9 protein-coding genes are annotated in these 12463 nt (G+C 59.1%); 2 read left to right on the top strand and 7 right to left on the bottom strand.

Going from position 1 to position 12463, the window contains the following annotated elements:
- Positions 1 to 17 precede the first annotated feature (17 nt).
- Entirely contained in the window at positions 18 to 1988 is a 1971-nt protein-coding gene (locus I6J72_RS00935) for an ATP-dependent DNA helicase (RefSeq protein WP_204099590.1), read from the top strand.
- Here I6J72_RS00935 and I6J72_RS00930 read toward each other — a convergent pair.
- From I6J72_RS00930 to nrdF, 6 genes are all read right to left on the bottom strand, one after another.
- A complete protein-coding gene (locus I6J72_RS00930) occupies positions 1985 to 2710 on the bottom strand; it encodes an aminoacyl-tRNA hydrolase (RefSeq protein WP_239107408.1) in 726 nt (241 codons plus the stop codon). The two genes, I6J72_RS00935 and I6J72_RS00930, sit on opposite strands and share 4 nt — an antisense overlap.
- Complete coding sequence (gene serB, locus I6J72_RS00925) at positions 2703 to 3899, bottom strand: phosphoserine phosphatase SerB (RefSeq protein ID WP_239107406.1); 1197 nt, start codon at positions 3897 to 3899, stop codon at positions 2703 to 2705. The genes I6J72_RS00930 and serB overlap by 8 nt, the downstream gene beginning before the upstream one ends.
- A gap of 61 nt (positions 3900 to 3960) precedes the next feature.
- The gene (locus I6J72_RS00920) at positions 3961 to 5442 is read right to left on the bottom strand and encodes an IS1634 family transposase (protein ID WP_204100386.1); all 1482 of its coding nucleotides are present in this window, start codon (positions 5440 to 5442) and stop codon (positions 3961 to 3963) included.
- Positions 5443 to 5608: 166 nt separating this feature from the next.
- The gene (locus tag I6J72_RS00915) at positions 5609 to 6073 is read right to left on the bottom strand and encodes an ACT domain-containing protein (RefSeq protein ID WP_239107403.1); all 465 of its coding nucleotides are present in this window, start codon (positions 6071 to 6073) and stop codon (positions 5609 to 5611) included.
- A 186-nt stretch (positions 6074 to 6259) separates the two neighbouring features.
- A complete protein-coding gene (ctaD, locus tag I6J72_RS00910) occupies positions 6260 to 7951 on the bottom strand; it encodes a cytochrome c oxidase subunit I (protein ID WP_204099588.1) in 1692 nt (563 codons plus the stop codon).
- A 433-nt stretch (positions 7952 to 8384) separates the two neighbouring features.
- Positions 8385 to 9374 carry a class 1b ribonucleoside-diphosphate reductase subunit beta gene (gene nrdF / locus I6J72_RS00905; protein ID WP_070673013.1) on the bottom strand — a complete coding sequence of 330 codons (990 nt, stop codon included), beginning with the start codon at positions 9372 to 9374 and terminating at the stop codon, positions 8385 to 8387.
- 230 nt (positions 9375 to 9604) lie between these two features.
- Between nrdF and I6J72_RS00900 the strand changes: the two genes are divergently transcribed.
- Positions 9605 to 10258, top strand: coding sequence for a FadR/GntR family transcriptional regulator (locus I6J72_RS00900; protein WP_204100385.1), 654 nt, complete (start codon positions 9605 to 9607; stop codon positions 10256 to 10258).
- 9 nt (positions 10259 to 10267) lie between these two features.
- On the opposite strand, the gene nrdE is transcribed toward I6J72_RS00900, so the two are convergent.
- On the bottom strand, positions 10268 to 12430 hold the full coding sequence (gene nrdE, locus I6J72_RS00895) for a class 1b ribonucleoside-diphosphate reductase subunit alpha (RefSeq protein ID WP_204099587.1): 2163 nt from the start codon (positions 12428 to 12430) through the stop codon (positions 10268 to 10270).
- Positions 12431 to 12463 lie beyond the last annotated feature (33 nt).

Here is a 12463-nt window from a genome sequence, read left to right as displayed (position 1 = left end):
GCACTACACTGGGGCAAATGGACGAGCACTCAGCAACGGTTGATCTTCTCGACGCCGCCGTCGCCGCGCTTGGCGGGGCCCGGCGCGAGGGCCAAGTGCGCATGGCCCAAGCGGTCACTTCCGCTTTGGAGAAGGAACGCCACCTCGCGGTGCAGGCAGGCACCGGTACCGGTAAATCTTTGGCCTACCTCGTGCCGGCGTTCCGGCATGCTCAGGAAACCGGCAACACCGTCATCGTGTCGACCGCTACCTTGGCCCTGCAGCGTCAGCTGGTGGAACGCGATCTTCCGCGTTTAGCCGAGGCCCTCGAGCCCCACTTGGAGAAGAAGCCGACCTTCGCCATCATGAAAGGCCGTTCCAACTATGTCTGCCTCAACAAGGTTGCCCGCGCCTCCGAGTTGGAGGATGAGGAAGCCCTGCTCGATGCCGCCGACTCCCCTTCCTACCTGGGCCGCCACGTCCAGCGCGTCTACGAGTGGGCTGAGGATACTGACACTGGTGACCGAGAGGATCTTGAACCGGGCGTGCCAGATCTGGCCTGGCGGCAGGTCTCGGTGACGTCTGCTGAGTGTGTTGGGGCGGCGCGCTGTCCGCACGGCGAGGACTGCTTCGCAGAGCTGGCGCGGCGCCGCGCTGCGGACGTCGACGTGGTGGTCACCAACCACGCGCTGCTGGCTATCGACGCCGTTGCAGACGTGAATATCCTGCCGGAACACGACGTGGTCATCATCGATGAGGCCCACGAGCTCGACGGGCGCATCACCTCGGTGTCAACCTCAGAAATTACCGGCCGCGCCCTCAAGATGGCTGCAACCCGCGCCAAGGCGCTGGGTGCCAACGGCAAGGACCAACGCTTAAGCGAGCAGGCAGCCGAGCTTACCCAGCTCTTGGGAGAATTCCTCCCCGGCCGCTGGACCGACCTTCCGGAGGAAGCCAAGCAGCAGCTCATGGCGCTGGCAGATACCCTTTCCTCCTGCCGGGAGACCATTGCCCGCACCCCGGAAGGCGAGCAGGCTAACGATCCTGAGAAATTTGCCGAGCGCCAAAACCTGTCTAACCACCTCTCCACCCTCGTCGAGGCCATCGCCCGCATCCTCGATGTCTTCGCCACCGGAGATCCAGCCGCGCATGCGGATGTGGTGTGGCTAGAGCGCGATGAACGCACGCTGACCGATACCCTCGCCGTCGCACCGCTCTCCATCGCCGGCATGCTGCACGAAAAGCTCTTCGGCGAGCAGACCGTGGTGCTTACCTCCGCGACCTTGGCCCTGGGTGGTCGCTTCGACGCCATGGCTGCGCAGTGGGGCCTGCCGAAAGGAACGTGGGATTCCCTCGACGTAGGCTATCCCTTCAACCCCGCGCGCAGCGGCATCCTGTACACCGCGAGCCACTTGCCGCAGCCGGGCCGTGATGGACTCAGTCCGGACACCATCGAAGAAATCCGCGAGCTCATCATGGCCGCGGGCGGGCGCACCCTGGGGTTATTCTCTTCGCGCCGCGCCGCCCAACAGGCCGCTGAGGAGCTCAAGCCGCAGGTCCCCTTCGATATTTTCCTCCAAGGTGAAGACTCCATCGGTGCGCTGGTGGATAAATTCACCAAGAACGAGAATTCCTGTCTCTTTGGCACCCTGAGTTTGTGGCAGGGAGTCGACGTGCCCGGTCCCTCCTGCTCGCTCGTGCTCATTGACCGCATCCCCTTCCCCCGCCCGGATAACCCGCTCATGCAAGCCCGCACTGAGGCCGCGAAGGCAGCCGGCCGAAACGGATTTATGGAAGTCTCCGCCACGCATGCTGCGCTGCTCATGGCGCAGGGAGCGGGAAGGCTTCTGCGCTCCGTCGATGACCGCGGTGTTGTCGCTGTGCTTGATAACCGCCTCGTGACCAAACGCTACGGCTCATACCTGTGTGATTCCATGCCCCAGATGTGGCGCACCACCGACCCGGACGTCGTCCGCGGCGCGCTCAAGCGGCTCATCGAAGCACGCTAAGGACGACGCAACGCACACACCGTGGCTGAGTCCGGTGCTACCTCGGTAAACCCCGCATCCCGGACCACCACGGCGTCCTGCCGGGCGCAGGCCTCAGCAAAGTCCTCGGGATCTACCTCTCGCACGCACAGCGCAAAGTCCTGTGCTGCCCACTTTTCCACCTCGTCCAAGCTCATCGCCGCGGCAAGCAACATGGAGCCATGCCCCACTTGGGCAGCGGCCTTGCCTGCGCTCATCTCGAGGGAGGCATCGATGAGGATAAGGGGGACGTCGCCAAGCGCCGGCCGCGGTGCATCCTTCGGCAGATCCGTGTGACCGATCTGCAGCTTGGCCACGAGTGGATCGACCTCGGAGACCGCAGAGGGCACGAAGGCTCGGGCGCGATCTGCCACCGTCACACCAGGCAAGCCCTGCACATCGCGCCATGCCTTGTTGCGAGCTCGCCGTGCAACCTTACGGATGCGGTGCCCATACCACTGCCCCAATGCTTCAGCGAAGGCACCCTCTTGGCCGGCGCGTTCATCCAAGCAGAGCTTGACGACGGCCCTCGCCGCCGCCTCCAGCACCTCCGTGCGGCTCGGCGGATCCTGCTTGGGCAGGTTCAGCGCAATCTGCATGGCCTGGACGGTCTCTGGCTTGTCAGGGTCCTCAGGATCATCGCGCCAGCTGCGCTCACTGCAGGCTTCGACGAGCCGGCGGTGAGCCTCGCGGAGACTAGTCAACGACGACCTCTTCCATGGGAATGCCCAAGATTTGCAGGATTTCATCCATATACGGGTGGTTAACGGAGGTGTCCGCAACCTCACGCAACGCAGGTTTGGCGTTAAAGGCAATGCCAAGGCCCGCGGCGGAAATCATGTCAATGTCATTAGCCCCATCGCCCACTGCAACCGTCTGGCGCATGCTCAAACCAGAATCGGCGGCGAACTCACGAAGGAAGTTTTCCTTAGCCTTGCGGTCGACGACGTCTCCGATGACCCGACCAGTAAGCTTGCCGTCTTCAATTTCCAAGGTATTGGCGCGAACGTAGTCAAGGTCGAGCTCCGCGGCGAGATCCTCAAGGACTTGGATAAAACCGCCGGATACGACCGCCACGCGGTAGCCCATGCGCTTCAGCGTACGGATGGTGGTGCGCACACCCGGAGTGAGCTCAATATCAGCGGCGGTCTGCGCGATAACGGATTCCGGAAGACCAGCCAAGGCGGCTACGCGCTCACGGAGGGATTCTTCGAAATCCAATTCTCCGCGCATGGCGCGCTCGGTCACCGCAGCTACCTCTGCCTCTTTACCGGCATGGGATGCGAGCATTTCGATAACCTCGCCCTGAATCAGCGTGGAGTCGCAATCGAAGCAGATCAGGCGCTTGGAGCGGCGCTGCAGGCCGGAGCGCTCAATGGCAATGTCGACGCCCTGCTCGGTGGCCAGACGGGCCAGGGTGGCGCGAACGGGGTCCGCGGAACCTTCAACGGTGATGTAGAGTTCAAGGCCGTTAAGTGGGTACGTCGACAGCCCGCGAATGCGGTCAATGTTGGCGTTGAAGTTGGCCAATTCTTGCGCAATCGCAGAGACATGGCTGGCATTGAGTTGGCGGCCGAGCACCACGACGACGTGCGTGGACCGCGGGCGCGAAGTGGCTTCATCCGCGCGCAGCTCCACGGTGAGCGACTGAGCATAAATGCTGAGGGTGTTGCGCAGTCCCTTTTCCATCGCCTCCACGCGCGAGCTATCAACGCGCACGTAGGCCGACAGGGAGATGCGCCCGGAGAAGATAGCCTGCTCGACGTCGACAAGCTCAACGTTATAGGAACCAAGGACGCGGAAGAAGGCCGCAGAGACACCTGGCTTGTCGGGACCGGACGTTGTCACAACGGCGAAGGCAGTCTGGTTAGGGTGATCGTTCTGGTTATCCACGCTGTCATTATCGCATGTCCCTTTCGTCCGCAGACGACCCCCTAACCTGACTTAGGCCAATTTAGTGCGGAAGTTCGTGGCCGGTGATTGCTTGGATGGTGGCGGTGAGGTCGGGCGGGAGTGGTACGGCGGCGTGAATGGTTTCGTCACCAATGACGAGTTGAAAGCTGCGGTATTTCTTGAGTGTTCTCACGAGGCGTTTGATGGATTGACCACTGCGGGTCTCCATCAGGTGGGCCACGGCTAGTGCTGCCATCACAATATTGAGATGTGCTGTGATCGAGTCTTGTTTCCTGGCGTAGATTGGGCGTGCTTTCAGGTCTGATTTCGACATCCGAAACGATTTCTCAATGTTGAATAACCTGCGGTAATGCCCGATAACCTCCTGGGCGTCAAGAGCGGTCAGGTCGGTTTCATAGCCTTTAATTCCGGCTAGGGCTCGGTGTTTGGCAGCAAGAGCGTAGTTGACCTTCTTGTTCGGAGCGGAAAGATCGATATAGCGGTTACGCTTGATAGCGATATCGCCGTCAACAGCCCGTTTAGCTTTTGCGACTTGCTCTTTGATTCCGCGCAGGCTGCGCCTAGCCCGATCGTGGGAGTACTGGTAATGCGTCACCGTATTCGGGGTTGTGTGTTTGCGCCCATCGCTTGCCGAGGCTTGTGTCCAGATCTGGCCGTGGGTGTAGTCTTCACCGGGGTTTTCCCGCCGCCAGGTTTCAATCACCTCAGGCACGGTGGGGGTTTTCACCGACAAAATGTAGTGCAGACCTGCGTCAATGAGTGCTTGTTTGTTCGCCGCGGAGAACATCCCTGCATCAGCAACGACGGTGACTTCATCGAGTTGGTAGGCCTCTTGGAACCGTGTGATCATCGGCAGCATCGTGTGGGTTTCTGCCGAGTTGCCAGCAAACGCGCCCACATGCAATGGAAACCCAGTGGCATCAGTAAGCAGCCCGACAAGGATTTGTGGCTCTACACGGCGTTCCTTGGAAAACCCGGGTTTGCGAAGCTCATCAGGAGTATCGGTTTCAAAGTACAAGGTGGTCACGTCGTACAAGATGAATGCGCCTGGTCCAATACCTGCATGATGAGCCAACGCTTGGGTTAGTATCTCTCCGAATGATTCGGTCGCGAAGGAGGAAAGACGCCTCTGGATGGTGCGGTAGCTTGCGCTGGTGATGCCAACCTCGGCAAGAGTCTCGATGGAATCCAGCTTTGAGCCGGGATGGATGATCCGGGCACGCACCAGATCGCGAAACACCGGATCATCACCGCTTGCTGCAGCAAGACCTAACTCGTTGAAACACGCATCAATACAGTCCAGCAAGTAACCGGCCCGCTGACCGACTACCGGCAGCGGGTTGGAAACGCTGCCTGTTGCCGGTGCGATGTGTTTCACCTCGCCGAAGTCCAATGCCAGTTGGTCACCATCGACGATGCGTTGAGCTTCAGCTCTTAAAAGTGCAAGCTCAGACTCTGAATGCGCTGAGCCGACATGCTTCATCCTTTTCGCACCTTTGCGTTCAGAGAACACCACCTGCACCGCCATCGCCCCAGAAGCGGTCTTGACAGTGCGAATATAAGGACTCACAAAAATCAGACTACTGAACACCCCCGGCACTACCCACTTAGTGCGGAAAAATTCCTCCCCACCGACGAAAACCAACAGGTAACAGTGTCAAGAGTGACTTTACTCACCCACCCATGACCTAAGTCAGGGAACCTTCAACGGTGATGTAGAGTTCAAGGCCGTTAAGTGGGTACGTCGACAGCCCGCGAATGCGGTCAATGTTGGCGTTGAAGTTGGCCAATTCTTGCGCAATCGCAGAGACATGGCTGGCATTGAGTTGGCGGCCGAGCACCACGACGACGTGCGTGGACCGCGGGCGCGAAGTGGCTTCATCCGCGCGCAGCTCCACGGTGAGCGACTGAGCATAAATGCTGAGGGTGTTGCGCAGTCCCTTTTCCATCGCCTCCACGCGCGAGCTATCAACGCGCACGTAGGCCGACAGGGAGATGCGCCCGGAGAAGATAGCCTGCTCGACGTCGACAAGCTCAACGTTATAGGAACCAAGGACGCGGAAGAAGGCCGCAGAGACACCTGGCTTGTCGGGACCGGACGTTGTCACAACGGCGAAGGCAGTCTGGTTAGGGTGATCGTTCTGGTTATCCACGCTGTCATTATCGCATGTCCCTTTCGTCCGCAGACGACCCCCTAACCATTACAGACGGCACACACGACAAACGCCGCCTCCCCATCGCAGTGATGGGGAGGCGGCGTTTTCAGGAGTTCGCGTATCTCTCCGCGCCCGTCCGGGCTAGCGAGTGACTAACCGGACTGGGGCACGAGACCCGCAGGATTAGTGGCCGTAGTGTGCTTCCTCACGGATGCGCTTGACCATGTGCGGGTAGTGCAGCTCGAAGGCCGGACGCTCAGAGCGGATACGCGGCAGGGAGACGAAGTTGTGGCGCGGCGGCGGGCAGGAGGTAGCCCACTCCAGGGAGTTGCCGTAGCCCCACGGATCGTCCACGGTAACAATTTCACCGTAGCGCCAGGACTTGAAGACGTTCCAGATGAGCGGGATAACCGAAGCACCCAGGACGAAGGAGAAGATGGTGGAAATCTGGTTGAAGACCGTGAAGCCATCCGACTCCAGGTAGTCAGCGTAACGACGCGGCATACCCATGTTGCCAACCCAGTGCTGAATCAGGAAGGTGCCGTGGAAGCCGATGAAGGTCAGCCAGAAGTGGATCTTGCCCAGACGCTCATCCAGCATGCGGCCGGTCATCTTCGGGAACCAGAAGTAGAGGCCAGCGAAGGCGGAGAACACCACGGTACCGAACAGGGTGTAGTGGAAGTGAGCGATAAGGAAGTAGGACTCAGCCAGGTGGAAGTCCAGGGCCGGGGAAGCCAGCATAATACCGGTCATACCGCCGAAGAGGAAGGTAGCCAGGAAGCCCATGGCGAAGATCATCGGGGTATCCCAGGTGATGTGTCCCTTCCACATGGTGCCGACCCAGTTGAAGAACTTCACACCGGTCGGAACCGCAATCAGGAAGGTCATGAAGGAGAAGAACGGCAGCAGGATGGCGCCGGTCACGAACATGTGGTGTGCCCACACAGCCATGGAGAGTGCACCGATGGCAAGAACGGCGAAGACTAGGCCGATGTAGCCGAAGACCGGCTTACGGGAGAAGACCGGGACGACCTCAGAAATAACACCGAAGAACGGGATAGCGAGGACGTAGACCTCTGGGTGGCCGAAGAACCAGAACAGGTGCTGCCACAGGATGGCGCCACCGTTAGCGGAGTCGTAGATGTGGCCGCCCAGCTTGCGGTCGTACAGAACACCAAGGGCTGCTGCGGTCAGCAGCGGGAAGATCATCAGAACGATGATGGAGGCGGTCAGCACACACCAGGTGAAGACCGGCAGACGGAACATGGTCATGCCCGGTGCACGAAGGGTCAGCACCGTGGTGATCATGTTGACTGCGGAAGCAATGGTGCCGACACCGGTAGCGCCCACACCAACGATCCACATGTCCGCACCGATACCCGGGGTATGAACGGAGTCAGCCAGCGGCATGTACATGGTCCAACCGAAGTCAGCTGCGCCACCTGGGGTGACGAAGCCGAGCAGCATGACGATGCCGCCGGTAAGGGTGATCCAGAAACCAAAAGCGTTCAGACGCGGGAAGGCCACATCCGGTGCACCAATCTGAAGGGGCAGAACGTAGTTACCGAATGCCCACACAACCGGCGTTGCGAAGAGCAGCAGCATGACGGTGCCGTGCATGGTGAACAGCTGGTTGAACTGTTCGTTGGACAGGAACTGCAGGCCCGGGCTGAAGAGCTCAGCGCGGAGGAGCAGTGCCATGAAGCCACCGAGGAAGAAGAAGCTGAAGGCCATAATCATGTACATGATGCCCAGCTGCTTGTGGTCGGTGGTGGTCAAAAGCGTCCAAGCCTTGGAACCAGTCTTAGCGTTACCAGTCGGCTCCGGACGTGTGGGCGCGACGTAATCGTCGAGCCGTGGCGCCACAGCGGTCATAAAATCCTCCTGAAGAACAAGTGCCTCACCACGTGGTGCGCAGCGCACGATCTCGCGCTTCGATCCACATAATCAAACACCTAGGTTTACTCGCCTTATATTAGGGCACGGCACCGGCAAATATCCAGCGCTCGCTCAACTTCTGCCAACGTTGCTAACCCCGTTTGGAGCAGGAAAGGTCCCCGAACTGCCTGCACGACGACAGCCGCTGCGCCGATGCCCACTCCGAGGTGCACCTCCCCCGTGATTCAGAACACAACGGCGGGGGTGCAGCCGGCCCAAAATACGAAAAACGCACCCCCTGAAAGAATCAACCTTTCGATTGATCCTTCCGTCAGGTGCGTGTCATGCCCAACATCGGGATAAGCGCTGTTGCGGATGTGATCAGCGCCCTATCGCAGCCGAATGTTGCATGGCTAAGTGTGGGGCTTGTTTAGAAATCCCAGTCGTCGTCAGTCGTCTCCTCCGCCTTACCAATGACATAGGAAGAGCCGGAGCCAGAGAAGAAGTCGTGGTTCTCGTCGGCATTCGGGGACAGAGAAGAGAGGATCGCCGGGGAGACGCGAGTCTCATCCGCCGGGAAGAGGCCCTCAAAACCAAGGTTGTTGAGTGCTTTGTTGGCGTTGTATCGCAAGAAGCGCTTAACGTCCTCGGTCCACCCCAGCTCGTCGTAGAGATCCTCGGTGTAGTCAATCTCATTCTCGTAGAGGTCATAGAGAAGATCGAAGGCGTAGCCCTTCATTTCTTCTTGACGCTCCGGGGAGAGCTGCTTGTAGCCCTGTTGGAATTTGTAGCCGATGTAGTAGCCGTGTACGGCCTCATCGCGGATGATGAGGCGAATGATATCGGCCGTGTTCGTCAGCTTGGCGCGGGACGAAAAGTGCATCGGCAGGAAGAAGCCCGAGTAGAAGAGGAAGGACTCCAGCAGTGTGGACGCGACCTTCTTCTTCAACGGGTCATCACCCTGGTAGTAGGACATGACAATCTTCGCCTTGCGCTGAAGGTTCTCGTTTTCCTCAGACCAGCGGAACGCATCGTTGATCATCGGGGTCGACGCCAAGGTCATGAAGATGTTGGAGTAAGACTTCGCGTGCACCGACTCCATGAAGGCGATGTTGGTTAGGACTGCCTCTTCGTGTGGCGTGACGGCGTCGGGAAGCAGCGATACCGCACCCACCGTGCCCTGGATGGTATCCAAGAGCGTCAGACCGGTGAAGACACGCATGGTGGTCTCCTGTTCCTTCTCCGTCAGCGTCTTCCAGCTGGGGATGTCATTGGACACTGGAACCTTTTCCGGGAGCCAGAAGTTACCCGTGAGACGGTCCCACACCTCGGAATCTTTCTCATCCGGGACAGTATTCCAGTTGACCGCCTTCACCGGAGCCTCGTGGCTGGCGATGTAGTCGTCATACTCGTGAGACACGCGCGTTACCTCGTCTTTCTAGTCTGAGTGTTCCTGTGGCCATCGTACCCACTTGGCCTGCATTCCGGTAAGTGTCGCTACTCCCCATGCATCCAGTAGCGACAACGGGCTAATTTATACTGACGTTTTATGTGTTCCGAGTCCGCGTTTCTCACGCAGAGGGAGGTATTGGCATCGTGGCGACTACGCAAGAGCCACACACTCCGCTGCTAAGCACCGTGCTGGACACCATGGGATCAGACATCGTCAGTGGCACCCTCCCCGCTGGTGAACGTTTTACCCTGAACGATATTTGTCAGCGCTTCGATATCTCACGCACCGTGGCCCGCGAAGCGATGCGCGCCCTTGAGCAACTGGGCATGGTGGCGTCCTCGCGGCGCGTCGGCATTACGGTGCTGCCGATTAGCGAGTGGGCCGTCTACGATTCCTCCATCATCACGTGGCGCCTGAACTCGGAGAAGTCGCGGGACGGGCAGCGCAGTTCCCTCAATGAGCTGCGCTTGGCCATCGAACCTATTGCAGCGTCCCTAGCAGCTCAGCATGGTTCCCCGGCGGACAAGGAGGAGATCCTCGAGCTGGCGCAGCGCCTGCACGCTTTTGAGGACACTCCCGCGCGGCGAGTCGGCGAGCAACTCGCAACCGACCTGCGCTTCCACACCATGGTGCTGCATGCATCGGGCAATGAGATGTTTGCGGCACTGAGCCCGTTTCTTCTATCCATGGTGCGCGGACGCTCGGTGTTTGGCTCGCGCAAGCGCAACCCCACCGCGGGAACGGCGCAGCTCCATTTGGATTTAGCGCACGCTATCCATCGTGGGGACGCTACAGAGGCAGAAAAAATCGCACGCGCCATCCTCACGGAGGCACGTGCGAAAGAGACCTAACTCAAAGGTCTACAGCATGCAAGATACGCAGCCCTCAACCTCAGTTCCCTCCAACGCCATCTGGCGCAGGCGGATGTAGTAGAGGGTCTTAATGCCCTTGCGCCAGGCATAGATTTGCGCGCGGTTGATATCACGGGTGGTGGCGGTGTCCTTGAAGAACAAGGTCAATGACAAGCCCTGATCCACGTATTTGGTGGCCACAGCGTAGGTGTCGATGATCTTCTCGTAACCGATCTCGTAGGAATCCTTGAAGTACTCAAGGTTGTCGTTATCCATGTGCGGCGCCGGGTAGTAGACGCGGCCGATCTTGCCTTCCTTACGGATTTCGATCTTGGAGGCAATCGGGTGGATAGATGAGGTCGAGTTGTTGATGTAGGAAATCGAACCAGTCGGCGGCACCGCCTGCAGGTTACGGTTGTAGATGCCGTGCTTGGCGACGTCCTCCTTCAACTGCACCCACTCCTCCGCCGTCGGCGTGTGAATGGAAGAAGCCGCGAACAGCTCCTTGACACGCTCGGTGCGGGGAGCGAAATCAGCTGGGTCGTAGCGGTCGAAGAATTCACCGCTTGCGTACTCGGATTCGGGGAACTCCGTGAAGTACTCGCCGCGCTCACGAGCCAGTTTGTTGGATGCACGGAGTGCGGCGTACATGATGGCCGCGAAGTAAGCGTTGGTGAAGTCCAAGCCTTCTTCCGAGCCATACTCGATGTGCTCGCGACCGAGGTAGCCGTGCAGGTTCATCTGGCCCAAGCCGATGGCATGGGAATCATCGTTGCCCTTGCGCACCGACGGTACGGAGTTGATGGACGTCTTATCCGCCACTGCAGTCAGGCCGCGGATGGCGGTTTCCACGGTCAGCGCAAAGTCCGGGGAATCCATGGTGGCCGCAATGTTGAGCGAGCCCAGGTTGCAGGAAATGTCGCTGCCCAAGGTCTTGTAGGTCAGGTCTTCATTGAGCTCGGAAGGAGCATTCACCTGCAGAATCTCAGAGCACAGGTTCGACATGTTGATGCGGCCGGTCTTGACCGGGTTCGCGCGGTTTACGGTGTCCTCGAACATGATGTACGGGTAGCCGGACTCGAACTGTAGCTCCGCGATGGTCTGGAAGAAGTGGCGGGCATTGATCTTCTTCTTGCGGATGCGCGGATCCTCCACCATCTCTTCGTAGTGCTCAGTGACAGAGATATCTGCGAAAGGCTTGCCGTAGACGCGCTCAACGTCATACGGGCTAAATAGGTACATGTCATCGTTCTTGCGGGCCAGCTCGAAGGTGATGTCCGGAACGACGATTCCCAGCGACAGGGTCTTGATACGGATCTTTTCATCCGCGTTTTCACGCTTCGTATCAAGGAAGTTCATGATGTCCGGGTGGTGCGCGTTGAGGTATACCGCACCAGCGCCCTGGCGTGCGCCAAGCTGGTTGGCATAGGAGAAGGAATCCTCCAGAAGCTTCATCACCGGAATGACGCCGGACGACTGGTTCTCGATGTGCTTGATCGGCGCGCCCGACTCGCGGATGTTGGTCAGCAGCAGTGCCACGCCGCCACCGCGCTTGGACAGCTGCAGTGCGGAGTTGATGGAGCGGCCAATAGACTCCATGTTGTCCTCGATGCGCAGCAGAAAGCAGGATACGAGCTCGCCACGCTGGGCCTTGCCAGCGTTAAGGAAGGTCGGGGTCGCCGGCTGGAAACGGCCGGTCATGATTTCGTCCACGAGGTGCTCAGCCACCTCGGTATCGCCATCCGCAAGGAAAAGTGCCGTCATGGACACGCGATCTTCGAAGCGCTCAAGGTAGCGGCGGCCATCGAAAGTCTTCAGCGTGTAGGAGGTGTAGTACTTGTAGGCGCCCAGGAAGGACTTGAAGCGGAACTTGTAGGAGTATGCGCGCTTGAACAGGGACTTGATGAAGTCGAAATCGTACTGCTCGAGCAACTCCGGCTCGTAGTACTTATTTTCCACCAGGTAACGCATCTTTTCTTCCAGGTCGTGGAAGTAGACGGTGTTCTGGTTCACGTGCTGGAGGAAGAATTGGTTCGCGGCCTCACGGTCCTTGTCGAACTGAATCTTGCCGTTCTCGTCATACAGGTTGAGCAGTGCATTCAGCGCGTGATAGTCCAGCTGCTCTTCAGGCTTCACAGGTTCGGCGACGGTCTTACCCAGTTGCGTGGTCACGACGTTCACGGGCCTTTCTTTGCTATGGCGAAA

Source organism: Corynebacterium sp. FDAARGOS 1242, from assembly GCF_016889985.1.
GTDB classification, from domain to species: domain Bacteria; phylum Actinomycetota; class Actinomycetes; order Mycobacteriales; family Mycobacteriaceae; genus Corynebacterium; species Corynebacterium minutissimum_B.
The sequence above is the reverse complement of the archived record's forward strand: the minus strand, read 5'-3'. Positions and strand labels throughout refer to the sequence as shown.

What these genes read in the sequence shown, in the direction of transcription:
- I6J72_RS00935 (WP_204099590.1), top strand. Translation starts at nt 18, where the DNA reads ATGGACGAGCACTCAGCAACGGTTGATCTTCTCGACGCCGCCGTCGCC.
- ctaD (WP_204099588.1), bottom strand. Translation starts at nt 7,951, where the DNA reads ATGACCGCTGTGGCGCCACGGCTCGACGATTACGTCGCGCCCACACGT.
- I6J72_RS00900 (WP_204100385.1), top strand. Translation starts at nt 9,605, where the DNA reads ATGGGATCAGACATCGTCAGTGGCACCCTCCCCGCTGGTGAACGTTTT.